General features: G+C 38.1%; 12 protein-coding genes and 1 tRNA gene. 9 read left to right on the top strand and 4 right to left on the bottom strand.

Annotated features, from left to right (window positions below; translation table 11 throughout):
* Positions 1 to 49: 49 nt before the first annotated feature.
* From AC3E9U_RS02160 to AC3E9U_RS02180, 5 genes are all read left to right on the top strand, one after another.
* A complete protein-coding gene (locus AC3E9U_RS02160; protein WP_488745260.1) occupies positions 50 to 682 on the top strand; it encodes a Crp/Fnr family transcriptional regulator in 633 nt (210 codons plus the stop codon).
* A complete protein-coding gene (locus tag AC3E9U_RS02165) occupies positions 682 to 1,476 on the top strand; it encodes a sulfite exporter TauE/SafE family protein (RefSeq protein ID WP_488745261.1) in 795 nt (264 codons plus the stop codon). The genes AC3E9U_RS02160 and AC3E9U_RS02165 overlap by 1 nt, the downstream gene beginning before the upstream one ends.
* Before the next feature lie 59 nt (positions 1,477 to 1,535).
* Positions 1,536 to 2,951 (top strand): MBL fold metallo-hydrolase, encoded by a 1,416-nt coding sequence (locus AC3E9U_RS02170; RefSeq protein ID WP_488745262.1) that lies wholly within the window; start codon positions 1,536 to 1,538, stop codon positions 2,949 to 2,951.
* A 173-nt stretch (positions 2,952 to 3,124) separates the two neighbouring features.
* Positions 3,125 to 4,252, top strand: a complete 1,128-nt coding sequence (locus tag AC3E9U_RS02175; RefSeq protein WP_488745263.1) for a redoxin domain-containing protein — start codon at positions 3,125 to 3,127, stop codon at positions 4,250 to 4,252.
* A gap of 159 nt (positions 4,253 to 4,411) precedes the next feature.
* Positions 4,412 to 4,493 (top strand) — tRNA-Tyr (locus AC3E9U_RS02180).
* 133 nt (positions 4,494 to 4,626) lie between these two features.
* On the opposite strand, the gene AC3E9U_RS02185 is transcribed toward AC3E9U_RS02180, so the two are convergent.
* Positions 4,627 to 6,597, bottom strand: a complete 1,971-nt coding sequence (locus tag AC3E9U_RS02185) for a T9SS type A sorting domain-containing protein (protein WP_488745264.1) — start codon at positions 6,595 to 6,597, stop codon at positions 4,627 to 4,629.
* Positions 6,598 to 6,790: 193 nt separating this feature from the next.
* Here AC3E9U_RS02185 and AC3E9U_RS02190 point away from each other — a divergent pair, with 193 nt between their 5' ends.
* Complete coding sequence (locus AC3E9U_RS02190; RefSeq protein WP_488745265.1) at positions 6,791 to 9,619, top strand: gluzincin family metallopeptidase; 2,829 nt, start codon at positions 6,791 to 6,793, stop codon at positions 9,617 to 9,619.
* 204 nt (positions 9,620 to 9,823) lie between these two features.
* Positions 9,824 to 12,226: an alpha-ketoacid dehydrogenase subunit alpha/beta gene (locus tag AC3E9U_RS02195; RefSeq protein ID WP_488745266.1), complete on the top strand. Its 2,403-nt coding sequence runs from the start codon at positions 9,824 to 9,826 to the stop codon at positions 12,224 to 12,226.
* Between the two features lie 124 nt (positions 12,227 to 12,350).
* On the opposite strand, the gene AC3E9U_RS02200 is transcribed toward AC3E9U_RS02195, so the two are convergent.
* The 3 genes from AC3E9U_RS02200 to AC3E9U_RS02210 all read right to left on the bottom strand — a co-directional run bounded on the left by AC3E9U_RS02200 (position 12,351) and on the right by AC3E9U_RS02210 (position 15,888).
* Entirely contained in the window at positions 12,351 to 12,788 is a 438-nt protein-coding gene (locus AC3E9U_RS02200) for a VOC family protein (protein WP_488745267.1), read from the bottom strand.
* Positions 12,789 to 12,838: 50 nt separating this feature from the next.
* The gene (locus AC3E9U_RS02205) at positions 12,839 to 13,555 is read right to left on the bottom strand and encodes a DUF3784 domain-containing protein (RefSeq protein WP_488745268.1); all 717 of its coding nucleotides are present in this window, start codon (positions 13,553 to 13,555) and stop codon (positions 12,839 to 12,841) included.
* Positions 13,556 to 13,617: 62 nt separating this feature from the next.
* Entirely contained in the window at positions 13,618 to 15,888 is a 2,271-nt protein-coding gene (locus tag AC3E9U_RS02210; RefSeq protein WP_488745269.1) for a cation:proton antiporter, read from the bottom strand.
* Positions 15,889 to 16,056: 168 nt separating this feature from the next.
* Between AC3E9U_RS02210 and hemN the strand changes: the two genes are divergently transcribed.
* Both hemN and AC3E9U_RS02220 read left to right on the top strand, forming a co-directional pair.
* Entirely contained in the window at positions 16,057 to 17,421 is a 1,365-nt protein-coding gene (hemN, locus tag AC3E9U_RS02215) for an oxygen-independent coproporphyrinogen III oxidase (protein ID WP_488745270.1), read from the top strand.
* A gap of 136 nt (positions 17,422 to 17,557) precedes the next feature.
* Positions 17,558 to 18,391, top strand: coding sequence for a hypothetical protein (locus AC3E9U_RS02220; protein WP_488745271.1), 834 nt, complete (start codon positions 17,558 to 17,560; stop codon positions 18,389 to 18,391).
* Positions 18,392 to 18,539 lie beyond the last annotated feature (148 nt).

Here is an 18,539-nt window from a genome sequence, read left to right on the forward strand (position 1 = left end):
GTTGCTCACTTAAGTTTTTCAAAATCTTACATTTGCAAAAAATCAGGTCATGTATCAGCAATTAATTGAATCCTACTCCTATTTGTTTGAAGATGAATTACTAAAAGAAATTGCCGCTCTGGGAATTCATCGAAAATTCCGCCAGGACGAAATTCTTATCGAAATTGGCGAAGAGATAAAATTCATGCCGATACTATTAAACGGCGCTATAAAAATCCTTCGTGAAGATGAAAACGGCGATGAACTGCTGTTATATTTTTTAGAACGCGGCGACACCTGTGCGATGACCTTAACCTGTTGTTTAGGGAAAAACAAAAGCAAAATAATGGCGATTTCCGAAACGGAAGGCGATCTGATAATGATCCCGATCGAGAAAATGGAAGAATGGCTTGTGAAATACAAATCATGGCGCAATTTCGTTCTCGAAAGCTATAATTCCCGTTTGTTGGAAATGCTGGAAGCCATTGATACTTTAGCTTTTATGAAAACAGACGAACGTTTATACAAATACCTGACCGATAAGGCCAAAGTTTTGGGAACTTCAGAAATCGCGAATACACACCAGGAAATTGCAACCGATATGCATACTTCCCGTGTGGTGGTTTCCCGTTTATTAAAAAGTCTGGAACTGGAAGGAAAAATCAAACTCAACCGCAACAAAATAGAAATACTTCAATTTTAATGGAAATATTCGGATACATTGGCGCTTTACTTATTGGCTTGATTCTAGGACTGACCGGCGGTGGCGGTTCCATACTTACGGTGCCGATTCTGGTTTACATTCTAAGTTTTAATCCGGTAACGGCAACAGCTTATTCCTTATTTATTGTAGGAACTACTTCTGCTTTTGGTGCCACACAGAATTTCTTAAAAGGTTTTGTGGATGTTAAAAAAGGATTTCTTTTTGCCATTCCCTCTTTTACAGCTGTATACCTGACCCGACGCCTTTTAGTTCCTAAACTTCCCGATACTATTTTTACCATTTCAGGTTTTAGTCTGAGTAAAGAAGCATTTTTAATGGTGTTGTTTGCCGTGATTATGCTTTTTGCAGCTTCATCCATGTTGAAAAAAAAGAAAATAGAAGATTTTACACCAACAGAAAATAAAGAATCGAAACTCATTTTTATAGCACAGACTTTCGGAATAGGGATTTTGATTGGTTTGGTGGGAGCCGGCGGTGGTTTCCTGATTATTCCGTCATTGGTGTTTTTTGCCAAACTTCCGATGCGAAAAGCAGTAGCTACTTCCCTATTTATAATATCCCTAAATTCACTGATCGGGTTTGCCGGAGACATGCAGACCATGAAAATCGACTGGCTTTTCTTACTAGGATTTTCCTCCTTATCTGTTGTTGGGATTTTTATCGGAATTTATCTTAATAAGTTCTTAAATGAGGCGCAACTTAAGAAAGGGTTTGGTTACTTTGTACTGTTAATGGCAGTTTTTATTTTATCCAAAGAATTCCTCAAACTGTAACCAATGTTACTTTGATTTTTAAATAAAAAATTACCTTTACACAAAATTTGAATACAGATATGAAAATAGAACAAATTTATACCGGATGTATGGCTCACGCCGCCTATTATATTGAAAATAACGGCGAAGCGGCTATTTTTGACCCGTTACGTGAGGTGCAGTCCTACATCGATAAAGCAGCTAAAGACAACGCAAAAATAAAATACATTTTCGAAACGCATTTTCATGCAGATTTCGTTTCCGGACATTTGGATCTGTCCAAAAAAACAGGCGCCCAGATTGTTTACGGACCAACGGCGAACCCAAGTTTCGAAACCATTATAGCGGAAGACAATCAGGAGTTTAAAATTGGAAATTATACCATTAAAGCAATCCATACTCCCGGACATACATTAGAAAGCACTACGTACCTTTTGATCGACGAAAACGGAAAACAACACGGAATCATTACAGGCGATACTTTATTCATCGGTGATGTGGGACGACCTGATTTGGCGCAGAAAATGGTTACGGATCTGACTCAGGAAAAACTGGCAGGAATGCTTTTTGACTCGCTTCGCAACAAAATCATGCCGTTATCCGATGAGCTGATCGTATATCCGAATCACGGAGCCGGAAGCGCCTGCGGAAAGAATATGAGCAAAGAAACCACTGATACTTTAGGAAATCAGAAAAAGGTGAATTATGCCTTACGTGCCGATATGACCAAAGACGAATTCATCACAGAATTACTGGACGGTCTTAACGCTCCTCCGGCTTACTTCCCTCAAAATGTTATGATGAACATTCAAGGATATGACAGTCTGGAAACTATCATGAGTAAAGCCAATACCGCTTTAGAACCAAAAGCATTTGAAGCCATTGCAAATGAAGCAGAAGCTTTGATTTTAGATGTTCGCCATGAAAATGATTTTGTGAAAGAACATATTCCAAGTTCTATCTTTATTGGTTTACACGGAAATTTTGCGCCATGGGTTGGTGCGTTGATCATGGATGTTAAACACCCGATCTTATTAATTGCTCCGGAAGGAAAAGAAGAAGAAGCCATTACCCGCTTAGCACGTGTTGGATTCGATAATTGCCTTGGTTATCTGAAAGGCGGTATCGAAGCATGGAAGACAGCAGGTTTTGAAACTGAAAATATCGCATCGATTTCTCCGGAACAGTTTGCGACTGAAAAAGATCAAACTAAACTTGCTATTGTAGACTCAAGAAAACCAGGTGAATATAAAGCTGAACATGTTGAGAACGCTATAAATATTCCGTTGGATTTTGTAAACGCACAACTTTCGGAAGTTCCTAAGAATGAAGACTTCTACTTGCATTGTGCAGGTGGATATCGTTCCGTTATTATGGCTTCGATATTAAAAGCGCGCGGTTATCACAATATGATCAATGTTGAAAAGGGAATCAGCGGAATCCGTAACGCCGGAGTACCATTGACACAGTTTGTTTGTCCTTCAACTTTGAAATAGAAAAACAATAATAAAGAATAAGAAAATCAGGCTCAGGTCTGATTTTTTTATTTGCAGACTAACAAAAATTAGTTAATCAAATTACCAATCCTAAAAAAATAAATACTTTTGCATCACTAATAAATAAAATGCAAAAGAATCTTAAGATTCATAAATGCTAAAAAAATCAAATTATGACTAAAAAACTTCTTTTATTGGCCGGATTATCCCTTTTGGCTTCTTGCAGCAAAGTTGGAGATAACGAATACCTTATCACAGGAACAGCTGAAGGCATCGAAAACGGAAAAATGGCAATACTTCAGCTTCAGGATGATATGGGGCCGATAGCAAAAGACACTGTAAAAGTTGAGAACGGAAAATTCGAATTTAAAGGAAAAACGACTACAGGACCTGAAATTGCTTTTGTCATTATAGAAAGCGTAAACAACGGTATGGTTCCGCTTATTCTTGAAAACGGAGAAATAAACATCAAAGTTGATAAAGATACAATCCAAAAATCTAAAATCGGCGGTACCGGTAACAATGACAAATTCCAGGAGTACAATGACGGAGCCGGAATTATTTATAAAAAGATGGTAGTGTTCCGAAAAGCCAATCAGCAAAAATTCAAAGATGCGCGCAAAGCAAACGATACGGCTGTTATGAATTCGCTAACCAAACAGGACATGAGCTTTCAAAAAGACATGGATAAATTTTCTGAATCTTTCGTAGAGAAAAATCCAAAAGCATTCATTTCTTGTCTTTTATTGGAGAACTTTATAGGGAGACAAACGTTGGAATCTGATAAAATTGTAAAATTATACAATTCGCTATCTTCGGATATCAAGAAAACGGCGAGCGGAAAACGTGTAGGCGACTTCGCAAACAGTCAAAAAGCAGTAAAAACAGGTAATGCTGCGCCGGATTTTTCTGCCCCAACCCCGGAAGGAAAAACCGTTTCCTTGAAAGAATCATTAGGAAAAGTGACTATCGTTGATTTTTGGGCTTCATGGTGCGGACCGTGTCGTGCGGAAAATCCCAATGTAGTTGCGCTTTACAATGAGTTCCATGCAAAAGGATTAAACATCATCGGAGTTTCATTAGACAAAGATGCTGACAAATGGAAAGAGGCAATCGCTAAAGACAAATTAACCTGGACACAGGTTTCCAATTTAAAATACTGGCAGGAACCAATTGCAAAACAATATAACGTAGGTGTAATTCCAGCTACTTTTATTTTAGATGCATCAGGAAATATTGTTGCCAAAGACTTAAGAGGAGCGGAATTGAAGGCTAAAATCGCTGAATTATTAGCCAAATAAACCGCTTTTCAGGTTCAAAATAATAAAATCTCCTTCGGGGGATTTTTTTATTTTATTCACATCCAACACGTTAAAAAAAAGTTATGAATTATCTTTAAAATATGTTTGGATACTGAGAAAACAGTCCTATATTTGCATCGCAATAAACAATTATGCGTTGGGGAGATACTCAAGCGGCCAACGAGGGCAGACTGTAAATCTGCTGACTAAGTCTTCGCAGGTTCGAATCCTGCTCTCCCCACAAACTAAATGAAACAAAAAAGCAAGCTACACTAGCTTGCTTTTTTCGTTTAACACCTTTCCATAACAATCTCAATTCAGCCAATAAAAAAGCCACTCACTTCTGAATGGCTTTAACTCATTTATTTGAAACTTTACCTTATTATCAATTTTTGTATAGTCGATTTAGCATCGGAGGTCACTTTTACAAAATACACTCCTGATGACAAATTCAATTGTAAATATGCGGTATCAGTAAAATTCTCACTAAGTACCTTCTGGCCCGTATAAGAATAAATTCCTACAGCCGCTTCTCCCCTAATCCCTGAAATGGTAAGATGATCGTTTGCGGGATTAGGATACATCTGGAATTTCAAATCCGCCACGTCATTAGTACCTAAATTAAAATGCCAAGGTTCACCGGCATGCGATCCCCAAATGTAATCTGCCAAATCCGGATAATCAATGAACGGATTGCGGTTTACCTGCCATGTGTAAATGTAATTGTTTCGGTTCATCTCAAAATCATCGGCCGGATCGGAGTGATTCCATGTTAACAACGAAGCTAAATCTCCTATAAAACCATCCGGATTTTGTGACGGATTCCCATTTACGACATCTAAACCATTATAGCGAACACACATGTAAAAAATCGCTCTGGCTACATCACCGTGCCAGCTTCCAGCGTTTCCAGCCGGACCATTATAATCCACTCCGTAATTTCTTTCGTTTCGGGAACTGTTCTCCGAACCGTCTTCGGCGCGGATATGATGGGCATCCGCGTGACCGGCAAGGATATCATTTGGACCGGTTGGAAGCCAAACATTGATTCCGTCAGAAAAAGAAGATGTGCCATCAGCAAAACCACCTCTTGACTGACAATAGATATGTTCTCTGTTCCAGAAACCGGCGATGCTGTTTCCTGACTGGTAGTCAATTTTCGTCTGAGGCCTTTCCACATACATCAGCCAAACCTGATTATTGTTCAACGGATTTTGGTCTGCCGACTTTAAAATCTCCCATATATCACCATAATTATGCGCATGAACTACAGCCGGATTAGCGATAATATTTTGAATCGCCTGTTTTAGAGCTGCTCCCGACAATCCTTCCAGCAAACTGTAGTATCCGGCAGGAACAGTACTTGTAACCTGACCATATGTAGGATTAAGCGGTGTGCCCCAAGGTGATGTCACAAAATTGGCATCAATAATCCTTACTGAAATATTGTTTCTTAAGACAAGATATTGAGGAGGAACAGTACCGATGGTTATCTGGAGATTCTCATCACCGTCATTAACACCATCATTTAAAATCTGAATTACTTTCGAAACAGTATTAGAACCTGTCGGGATCGTAACGGTCGTACTTCCTGAAAAATCAGCCGTCGTAAAAGAGCCGTTATTCAACGTAAACGAAAAATTCAGGTCTGACGTTACGTTCGTATCTGTTGTAAAAGTGACAGTAAGGCTCTGCCCTTCTGTCAAAGGAGCTGCCGGTGAATATGTCGTAGTAATTCCGTTGAAAACTATTCCCGAGCCGTCGTTGTTTGCCCTTGGAGTCGGAGCTTTTACTTCGTAGGTTCCATCTACTTTTCTTTGGATCGACTGAGTATCTTTTAGACCATTTGCATTTTCATTATAACTGACTGTTTCACCCAATATGCTCATCAGATTGGCAGCACTTGTCGTATTTGTACTATAAGCCAATGCATCGATAAGATTTGTTGCTGTTGCCGGCGTGTTCAAAGGAAAATCATCTGCATTTCCAAGATAAACAGCCACTGCATCCGGGCCGTTTTGAATCATTGCCTGCGGTATAATGTATGACGGAGCCGGTGAAACCTGCAGATTTCCTAACAAGACATTCCCGTTACCATCCGTAATCAATCCATCAAGATCTATCGCATAATAACTCAATGTTCCTGAATATGGACTGGTGCTGGTAGCATTAAAAAAAACAACCACGTAGCCATCTAATGGAAAATTTGGCGTAGCAGATTTTAGTTCTATGAATTCCAATACATCCGTAGACGGGGTATCGGCATCAAGTTCGTTTATAACAATTTGTCCAAAACCTGCATTGTAAACAAAAACAATGAAAAGCAAAAGTATTTTTTTTACCATCTCTATATTTTTTGAGGGATTCAAAAATACACATTTATTAGATAATAACTTGCTGAAATTGAAAACTTTACAAAAATACAATCTTGTAAGAAAAGTAATAGGATTTTAATTTTTAATCATAAAATTAGGGCAATTCGATGTTTTTCCTAAATTTACGAAATTAATAACCCAAAGCACCTAATTCAACAGCCGTTTGAAAGCCATAATTAAATTTTTCCTTGCCCTGTTTTTGCTTTTGAATGTAGGTTTCATATCCGCACAGCACCGCAACCACCTTGTCGTAATAGCCGACCTGGATAACAAGACCTTAACCATTGATCAGGAAATCACACTTGTTAACAATACGAACAATCCTCTGAAGGAATATCTGTTCAACGACTGGACCAATGCCTATTCCGACAAGAATTCTCCGTTAGGGAAACGATTTTCAGATGAATTTATCCGCAGTTTTCATTTGGCGGACGATTCTGAAAGAGGCATGACCGCAATAATTTCTATTACAGACCAAAATGGAAAAATACTTGAATTTTCAAGACCTGAAAACCAGATCGACTTACTAAATATAAAGTTTGATTTTCCTATTTCTCCTAATCAGAACTATACATTGCATATACGATATAAAGTTCAGGTTCAAGATCAACGTTTTACCCGATTCGGAAATGATGAGAAATCAGGAAGCATGCACTTAAAAAACTGGTTTTTAGCGCCGGCAAGAATAGAAAATGGCGTCTTCGTTAAAAACAGTAATGAAAATCTAGACGATATTGCCAATGCTCCGTCCGATTATGATATCGAGATAAGCATTCCATACGGTGTTCATCTTTTTACAGATTTGCAAAGCGATAAATTATCGGATGATGACAATGGAAAAAAATACCGTCTTACAGGAAAAAACACAACCGATTTCAATCTTGTTCTTGAAAGAAATCCAACGTACGCCAATTACAAAAACAAAGACCAGGTAGTCGTAACCAATCTAAAAGACAGACGGCTAAACGACATAGAGAAAGCCATTGTCATTGACCGCGTTGTTACCTTCGTTTCCGAGCGGTTGGGCAAATTACCACAGGAGAAAATCATGGTTCCTCAGGTTGATTACGAGCGAAATCCTTTTTATGGCCTTAATCAGTTGCCTGCGTTTCTGAGTCCGTTTCCTGATGAATTCCTGTATGAACTGAAATTTCTTAAGACCTACGTCAACAACTATCTGAAAGCTTCTCTGCATGTTAATCCGAGACAGGAAACCTGGTTGATTGACGGAATTCAGACCTATGTTATGATGAAATACATAGAAGAAACCTATCCCAACATGAAAATGATGGGCCGCTTGTCCCAATTTAAACTTCTGAAAGGCTATAATCTTTTTTCTGCTGATTTTAACGAACAGTACAGTTATCTCTATCTTCTGATGGCCCGAAAGAATCTTGACCAACCTATTGGCGATTCAAAAAGTACATTTATTAAATTCAACGAACAGATCTCAGGACGATATAAGGCCGGGATAGGACTGGATTATTTAAATGATTATTTAGGCGATGACAAAGTATCACAGACCATTACCGATTTTGTTGCGCTGAATCAGACCAAACAGACCAATGAAGAGGATTTTAAAACCATTTTAAACCAGAAAACTGATAAAAACACCGATTGGTTTTTTAAAACCGTTGTTCATACGCGTGACTTGATTGACTTTAAATTCGGTGCCATCAAAAAAGAGAATGATTCCATTAAAGTGGTTCTTAAAAACAAAACCAAAACCAATGTCCCTGTTTCGGTTTACGGAGTTAACAAAGGCGCTGTCGTTTTTAAAAAATGGGTTGAAAACATTAGCACAGACAGTATTTTGACTTTACCGAAGGAAAATGTTGACAAGCTTGTTTTGAACTATGAAAACAAAATTCCGGAATACAATTCTCGAAACAACTGGAAAGCGACAAAAAGCTTTTTAGGAAACAATCGTCCAATAAAATTCACCTTTATCAAAGACCTTGAAGATTCCTCTGTAAATCAGATCTTTTACGTTCCGGAAGTATCTTATAACTACTATGACGGAATTTCGCCCGGATTAAGCTTTCATAATAAATCATTATTGGACAAGCCTTTTATTTTTGATGTAACCCCTATTTATTCCGTTAAAACAAAGTCACTTATAGGAGGCGCTTATTTTACGGTAAACCAGAATGTTCGTGAAGACCGGTTATATAACATTCGATACAGTCTCGGCGGATCCACATATCATTACGCACCGGATGCCGCATATACCAAAGTAACACCTTCTATCAATTTCAAATTCAGAGATTTGAATTATAGATCCAATGAAAAAGAAAATGTTCTGATCAGACACGTATTTGTAGAAAGAGAACACTCCGACATTGTAGTCAGCAAAGATGAAAATTATTCGGTTTTCAACTTACGTTACACCAGAGGCGCATCGGAAATTACTAAAGTATACAGCATGATGACCGATGTCCAGATTGATAAAAACTTTGGGAAATTAGCCGGTGAAGTCCAATACCGCAAACTTTTTGAAAACAACAGACAGATCAATTTACGTCTTTTTGCCGGAGCTTTCATGTATCGCGATACCAAGTCAGAATTTTTCAGTTTCGGATTGGACCGTCCTACTGATTATCTCTACGATTATGCTTTATTGGGACGTTCGGAAACCACCGGGATTTTCAGTCAGCAGTATATTATGGCCGAAGGAGGATTTAAATCGAAACTGGATACCCGATTGGCCAACCAATGGATGACGACCATTAACGCAAGTTTCAATATATGGAACTGGATCGAGGTTTATGGTGATGTCGGACTGGTTAAAAACGAAGGCATTAGCTCAGAATTTGTGTACGATAACGGTATCCGACTGAACTTTGTCCCGGATTATTTCGAATTGTACTTCCCTGTTTCATCTAACAACGGATGGGAAATAGCACAGCCTAATTATGCCGAAAAAATACGTTTTGTGATTACGTTGAGTCCGAAAACCCTGATATCATTATTCACCAGAAAGTGGCTATAATGCTCAAAATCAGAAAATCAACACTTGCTTTTATCATGTTTAATTGAAAAATTATCATTAAAAAACCAACTTATATAAAAATAATTCATAAAAAACACGGTATGAAACAATATTATTATCAAAAGTGAAATTATTATTTTACCACCCCATTGTTTTATATTGCAGAAATAATTAAATTTGTCACTTAACATATCATATAGCTATATGAACCAAACAGCCACTAAAGAAGTACTGTCATTTGAAGATTTCAAAACAGAAGTGCTTAACGATTACAAAATTGCAACCGTAAGCCGCGAATGTAGTTTATTAGGAAGACGTGAAGTTTTAACCGGTAAAGCAAAATTTGGGATTTTCGGTGATGGAAAAGAAGTGCCGCAGTTAGCCATGGCAAAGGCTTTCCGAAATGGTGACTTCCGTTCGGGATACTACCGCGATCAGACCTTCATGATGGCAATCGGACAAATGACGATCCAACAGTTCTTCGCAGGTTTGTACGGACATACAGATTTAGCTCATGATCCGATGAGTGCAGGACGCCAGATGGGTGGTCACTTTGCAACACATTCGCTTGACGAAAACGGAAACTGGAAGAATCTTACACAACAAAAAAATTCAAGCGCCGATATCTCTCCTACCGCAGGGCAAATGCCTCGTTTGTTAGGTTTGGCTCAGGCATCTAAAATATATAGAAACGTTGGCGGTATCGACCAGACTAATTTCTCTGAAAAAGGAAATGAAGTAGCTTGGGGGACTATCGGAAATGCGTCGACTTCTGAAGGTTTGTTCTTTGAAACCATCAATGCTGCCGGAGTATTACAGGTACCGATGGTTATGAGCGTTTGGGATGATGAATACGGAATTTCAGTACACGCAAGATACCAGACTACAAAAGAAAATATCTCGGAAATCCTGAAAGGTTTCCAACGTGATGAAAACCATAAAGGGTATGAAATCATCACGGTTAAAGGTTGGGATTATCCAACTTTAGTTGAAACGTACCAGAAAGCATCACAAATTGCCCGCGAAGAGCATGTTCCGGTTTTAGTTCACGTTAAGGAATTAACGCAGCCACAAGGACACTCAACTTCAGGTTCTCACGAGCGTTACAAAAATGCAGACCGCTTGGCTTGGGAAGTGGAATTTGACTGTTTGGCTCAAATGCGCATCTGGTTAATCGACAATAATTTGGCTACCGCTGAAGAAATTGAAGCGATTGACTCTCAGGCTAAAAAAGATGTCCTTGAAGGCAAAAAAGCAGCTTGGGCAGCATTTGTTGAACCGATTAAAGCAGAACAACAAGAGTTGGTTGCTGTATTGAACTCGATTGCGGCGGCAAGCGAAAACAAAGTTTTCATTGAAAAACACACTAACGACTTGGCTTCCATTAAAGAGCCGATCCGTAAAGATATTATCACTACAGCGCGTAAAGTTTTGCGTTTGATCGTAAAAGAAAGCGGAAAAGCGCAACTTGCTGCGTGGATTACGGCTTATACCGAAAAAATTCAGCCGAAATTCAGTTCTCACTTATTCTCTCAATCAGACAAAAACGTATTAGCTACCAAAGAAGTTTTACCTCATTATGACGAAACTTCTGAAGAAGTGGACGCTCGTTTAGTACTAAGAAACAACTTCGATGTAATTTTCGAAAAACACCCTGAGACTTTAATTTTTGGGGAAGATTCCGGAAATATCGGTGACGTAAACCAAGGTTTAGAAGGGATGCAGGAGAAATACGGTGAATTCCGCGTTTCGGATGCCGGTATCCGTGAGGCTACGATTTTAGGCCAGGGAATCGGTTTAGCAATGAGAGGTTTACGCCCTATTGCTGAAATTCAGTATTTGGATTACCTTTTGTATGCGATCCAGATCATGAGTGACGATTTAGCTACATTACAATACAGAACAGCAGGTCGCCAAAAAGCACCGCTAATCATAAGAACACGTGGTCACCGTTTGGAAGGAATCTGGCACTCAGGATCTCCAATGGGAATGATCATCAATGCAATTCGCGGTATTCACGTTTTGGTTCCCAGAAATATGACCAAAGCAGCAGGTTTCTACAATACTTTATTGGAAACTGACGAACCGGCTTTATTGGTGGAATGTTTGAACGGTTACCGTTTGAAAGAAAAAATGCCAACGAACTTAGGTGAATTCAAAACCCCTATCGGAGTTGTGGAGACTATCAAACAAGGAAGCGACATCACGTTAGTTTCTTACGGTTCTACATTGCGTTTGGTTGAGCAGGCTGCTAAAGAACTATTGGAAGTTGGCATCGATGCGGAAATCATTGATATTCAGTCTTTACTTCCTTTTGATGTTAATCACGATATCGTAAAATCAGTTGCTAAAACAAATCGTTTATTGGTAATTGACGAAGATGTACCGGGTGGAGCATCTGCTTTCATCTTACAGCAGATCGTTGATGAGCAAAAAGGATACAAACACTTAGACAGTAATCCGGAAACATTGGCTTCTAAAGCACACCGTCCTGCTTACGGAACAGATGGCGATTACTTCTCTAAACCTTCTGTAGAAGATATTTTTGAGAAAGTTTATGGTATTATGAATGAAGTTAATCCGGTGAAATACCCGAGCTTGTACTAAATTCAGATATACTTTTAAATACAAATTCCACTGATTTACACAGAATTGCTCTCGTAAATTAGTGGAATTTTTGTTTTTAGACAGGTCCGTCCTTATAAGCTACAACGATATTCGTTATTTCTGCTTATACTTTCCCTTTATATTTCGGATCAAAATCAATCATCCATTCAATACCGTATTTGTCTCTGAACATTCCAAAATAGGAGCCCCAAGGACTGTCAGCAATAGGCATTTCAACACTTCCGCCTGATGAAAGTTTGTTAAATAATCTGTCGGCTTCTTCACGACTTTCTGCGCTGACAGAAATTTTAGATCGGTTTTCATTTTCATTTACCCGTCCCATACTTTCCGGAACGTCATTGCCCATTAAAACATTTGGGCCAATAGGCAAAGCAATATGCATTATTTTATTAGCATCATTTTCATCTACCGGGAATTCGGCGCTTGCCAAATCTTTTAGACGCATGACCATTGCAAATTCTCCGCCAAATACGGATCTGTAAAAATTGAATGCTTCTTCGGCATTTCCGTTGAAGTTAATGTGAGGATTGATAAGTGCCATAGTTTTATAAGTTTATCTTCACATAAAGATACAAAAAAGGATTTGAGTTTCTATTTAAGTTCTTTTATCAGTTCCTTACAGATCTTCTCGCTGGAACGGTCTTTAGCAGAATAATAGATTTTAAAATTATTCTTTTTGGTAATTAAGATAATGGGTTTGTCAATTGAGTTTATCAGAAGTTTTACCTCTTCCCCTTTTTCGGTTCTAAAATAGCCTTTCTTTATTGTTTCAAGTGCTACCCCGTTTGTTCTGATTGACATTGCAGGCAATTCATTTACCAATTCGACCTTTTCAATATCGCTCTTATTGATCTCCTCTCCATAGCTTCCCGAAATTTCTATGCTGTCAGTTTTTATCAGAATTTCGTTTTCCTTAGTGTCATTGATAAATTGATATAAAATGAATCCTGTCACTGCAGGTAATATGATTATTGCAGAATAGGCCGGCATTCGGTTCTGATCGGTTGAAAATTTAAGTCCTTTCCAGATGAAAACGGTATAGGCAAGCGTCGGATACATGAATAAAAAAATACAGCTCCAATCCGGATCAAAAAAGAAGTAAAGAATCGAACCCATACTAGCTAAAGAGATTCCTAAAAAAATATGAAAGTTATGGAAATAAGAGATGTACGCTTTTATATCGACTTCCTTCCTTTCCTCTTCGGAAATGGTGTTATAACCTGAAAGAATGTATTTTGCGTTGTTTTCGGTTACAACAAATCCGATTACTATAAAAAGTATACTTAATCCTAGTATTACGTAAATCATATTAGAAAATTTATAGTACCCTTCATTCGGATGGTCGATTTTAACTTTACAAAACTTTCTTTTTATTTCTTAATGATAAGCAAAGAAGGCGTTTTGTTCAGCCATGAACTTTGGGCATCCAGAAGTTTTCTCCAGCTTTCAACGCTGATGATCATCAGATCCTGTTCGTCAAGTAAAGCCTTTTCGATCTTTCTTTCCGTAGCCAGTTTGATGTTTTTCGGATGTTTAATCTCTATTTTATGAATGCAGTCGGTAAATTCTTTATTGTCTTTAAAATTTCCGGCTTTATCCAAAACCGTCACTTCCGAATTCACATTATGGATAAGCTGTTTGGCATAATCCATCAAAAACAAATCGGATTCTTCCAAAAGCAGGACGAAAACGCGTTTAGCTTCCGTGAAATTTTTATCAACCAATATTCCTACCGGCACTTCCGTTCTTGCTAAAACATGACTGGTACGCTCGTCAAAAGGCGAATTTTCGAATAATTTTTCCTTACCGGTAAATTTGTTCAGTAAAGTTTCCGGGCTGATGATTCGGGTTGTAAATCCAAGTACTTTCCCCAATAGGGTTCCTTCAAAAATCGACTGACTTAAGCCCATCAGCACCAAATCGAAATCCCCGTGATTCGATACTTCGATAAGGTCCCATTCAACATCTATCGAACTTTTGAATAAAGTGGTTACTTTCTGATGTAATTCTTCCGAAGCCTGTAAAATTGGTTTAAAACTGTCTTCTTCGTACTCATCAATGTTGTATGGATTCAATTCGTTGATCGGTAAGATATGCATAGCTGTCACCAGCGAATTGTTGTGATTCTTTTTGACAAAGTTATTGGCAAGTCGAAGCAGTGACCTTCCCTCTTCTGCATTATGAAAGGAAAACAACACCTTAAAATTCTTATTCTGAACGATTTCCTTGGGAACGATTTCGGTTTTGGTCTTAAAGATATATTCAAACAAATCCAGAAACGGACCGGTCATAAAAGTAGTTACCAAAGCCATAATCACCATCATCGCAAAGATTTCCGGTTTCAGTACGCCCAAATCATATCCGATATTCAAAACCACCAGTTCCATCAGACCGCGGGTATTCATCAAAGCTCCGATCGTTAAACTGTCTTTCCAGGTCTGCCCGACAAATCTTGCCGTTAGCGCACTGCCGACGAATTTACCCAATACAGCCACTAAAACAATGTAACCGCATACTTCCCACAGATAAGCGTCGTTCAACAAACCGATCTGCGTACGAAGTCCGGTAAAAACGAAGAACAACGGTAAAAGCATGACCTGCGAAACATCTTCCACTTTCTCGATGAAGATATTTCTGAAACGCATACTTTCCGGCATGATTACACCAGCCATAAATGCGCCAAACAAAGCGTGAATACCAATAATTTCTGTGGCATACGAAGAAATCAGTAACGTGAGAAAGAATATCGCAATTACGGGTTTGGTGATAACTTCGGTATGGTCATACAAATCGCCTATACGCTTTAAAAACGGTTTTACCACTTTAAGCATCAGTAAAACATAGATCAAAGCAAGCGCGATGATGTAAAGCGAACTGATAAAAGAACCCGCCTTCACAATTGCAATAACCGCTGCCAAAATACACCAGGCAGTAATATCGTCTGCAGCAGCGCAGGTAATTACCATGGCGCCGAGTTTCGTTTTATGTAAGCCCCGCTCCTGCACTATTCGGGCTAAAACCGGGAAAGCCGTAATACTCATGGCAATTCCGGTAAAAAGTGCGAAGGAAATAAATTCAACGCCGTCCGGAGCAAATCGCTGGAATATAAAATACGCCAAAACGAGTCCGAGCGTAAACGGAATCACAATACTGGCATGACTGATAATAACTGCTTCTTTTGCTTTATTTTGAAGTACTTTCAAGTCAAGTTCCATTCCGACAACGAACATGAACAGGATCAACCCAATCTGACTTAAAAACTGAAGATTTCCAAGGGAAGCTTCGGGAAATAAAGCGTTGGAGAATTCCGGAAAATAATTACCAACCAAGGAAGGTCCGAGCACAATACCCGCAAGGATTTCCCCAATAACGGAAGGCTGTCCGATTTTCTTGAAAATAGCACCAAATAATCTTGCCACGAAAACAATCGTAACAATCTGGGCCAGCAAAATGGCTAAAGGATGCGTAAGGTTGTGTACAAGTGAATGAAGAAATTCTTCCCACTGACTTTTCCCGTTGTTTGGGACAACGACATTTCGCCCAGCTTCAAGGACTTTTCCGTTTTGGATGGTCCAGTACATAATTGCGGTAGTAACACCAACAATTCCGATATAAAAAAAGCTGTTTTTAAATTTTTTCATGCTTAAAATTAAGCGCTTTTTGCCCTTTCGCTTACGGACACCAATATTACTAATAAAAATAGAATTATTTAAGGCTGACACCATTTTTCTTGCTCTTGGGAAATATGACAATTATCATTTTAAATTAAACCTTCCCTAAGTAATTTTGGTTCTGTAAAATGATCAATTATGTCAACTTCATTAGTACAAAAATACAACGTCCCAGGCCCCAGATACACAAGTTATCCCACCGTTCCCTATTGGGAAGACGAGAACTTTACAAGTGAAACATGGGGAAAAACTTTCCTTCAGTCTTTTGCAGAAAGTAATAAAGCAGAAGGGATAAGTCTTTACATCCACCTTCCATTTTGTGAAAGTCTGTGCACGTTCTGTGGTTGCCATAAAAGAATCACCAAACGTCATGAAGTTGAAGATCCTTATATCCAGGCCGTTTTGCATGAATGGGATCTGTACTGCAACTTATTTCCTGAGAAACCTATAATTAAGGAAATTCACTTAGGAGGCGGAACCCCTACATTCTTTTCACCCGCAAATCTAAAAACTTTAATTGACGGGCTATTCAAAAGAGCTGTAAGAGCCGCCGAGCATGAATTCAGCTTTGAAGGCCATCCAAATAATACCACCAGAGAGCACTTGCAGCAGCTTTACGATTTGGGCTTCCGCCGTGTTAGTTTCGGCGTTCAGGATTACAGTGAAACGGTTCAAAAAGCCATCCACCGAATCCAACCCTTTCACAATGTCGCAAAAGTGTCCTTTTGGGCAAAAGAGATCGGATATACTTCAGTTTCCCACGATTTGATTTTTGGATTGCCGTTCCAAACGATGGAAAATGTCGTGGATACGATTGAAAAAACGAAATCACTTTCCCCTGATCGTCTGGCTTTTTACAGTTATGCACACGTTCCGTGGATCAAAGGAAACGGACAACGCGGCTTCAGAGATGAAGATGTGCCGAAGGACGATGAAAAAAGAAAACTTTACGAAATCGGAAAACAGCTCTTGGCAAAAAAAGGCTATCATGAAATCGGAATGGATCATTTTGCGCTGAAAAAAGACAGCATGTTCACCTCTTTTCAGGAAGGAAAACTGCATCGTAATTTTATGGGCTATACGTCTTCCAAAACCCAATTGATGATCGGTCTTGGCGCTTCTTCGATCAGCGACAGCTGGTACGGTTTTGCCCAAAACGAAAAAACAATTGAAGATTATTACGCCCGATTGGAAAAGAACGAATTACCTATTTCTAAAGGTCATTTATTAACCGATGAAGATTTGACCATTCGAAGACATATTCTAAATTTAATGTGTCAGTTTACCACCTCATGGGATGAAAAACATCTTTATTTTAAAGAACTTCCAGAAGTACTGGAGCATCTTGATGAAATGAAAAAAGACGGCTTAGTAGTGATCCAGAACAATGCGATCACCGTTACCGAAAAAGGCAAACCGTTTGTTCGAAATATCTGCATGGCGTTCGACTTACGATTGAAACGCAAGGCACCCCAAACACAGTTGTTCTCAATGACCGTGTAATTTTTCATAACTTTTTTACAGTAAATTCCTTCTTATTTATATATTTGAAGGAATTTTTTTTTTGAATGCAGCCAATAGATAAACTTCTTTTTTTGCCACCAATGCACACTTTTTCATCAGTAATAGTCTAACAACAATGTTTAAATATATTATACTTCTTTGTTTTTTTCATCTTACCAACCATGTTTACAGCAAAACAGAGTTTCAAATTATTGAAAATGAAATAAATCAACTTAATAATAAAAGCGACATTGAGAAATATTGGATAAAAGTTCATGAATCGGACCAAAAAAATAACGATGGTTCCGGCAATTATGATGAGAAAACAGATTTATTAAATTTTTACAAAGTCATAATATTAATAGATCATTTTGGATATCCAACAAAAGAATTCGAATATCCTGCTTATACGACACCTTGGGTGGTCTGGTCGCACTGTAAATCTACCACATTAAAAAAATATACATTTCAGATTCTTCTTGAAGGTGAAAAGCTAAATCTAATTCCACAGGAATTTTTTCCAAACTACTTTGTCGAAGGTTTTTTAATAGATACATATGGTTTTGACATGGAATTTGACAAGAGCTTTAACATAAATGATCGCAACGTTTTAACGTCCACTTTAGAATATCTAAGTAATTCAAATAATAAGATAAAACCAAACAAAGTAAAAAGAATCATTACAGAGTGTTTGGAAATTCGTAACCTAAGTACTAAAAACAATCTGGGAACCTGGAGTTTTACGCAACATAAAAACAAAAAAGACTTTACTATAAAGCAACTTAAAAATGGTAACTGGTATTTATCAACTAAACTCGAAAATGGTTTTGAAACCGTAAACCAATTAATAAAAAAGGCTGATAAATATGAAGTTAAGGATGGTTTTGAACTGTTTTATTTCAGGATAAACGCAAATAACAAATTGGAAATAATAGATCCAAACAATGAAATGATAAAATCATCAGACTAGCACTAACAATTGGCTAAATGACTTTGTGATTTTATTAACGCATTTTTTTTACAGTAAATTCCTTCTTATTTATATATTTGAAGGAATTTTTTCATTTATATCACTTTGCATTGTGCAAATGATAATCTGAATAATTAAATTTAAATCA

This window comes from Flavobacterium sp. 21.1 (genome assembly GCF_057801535.1).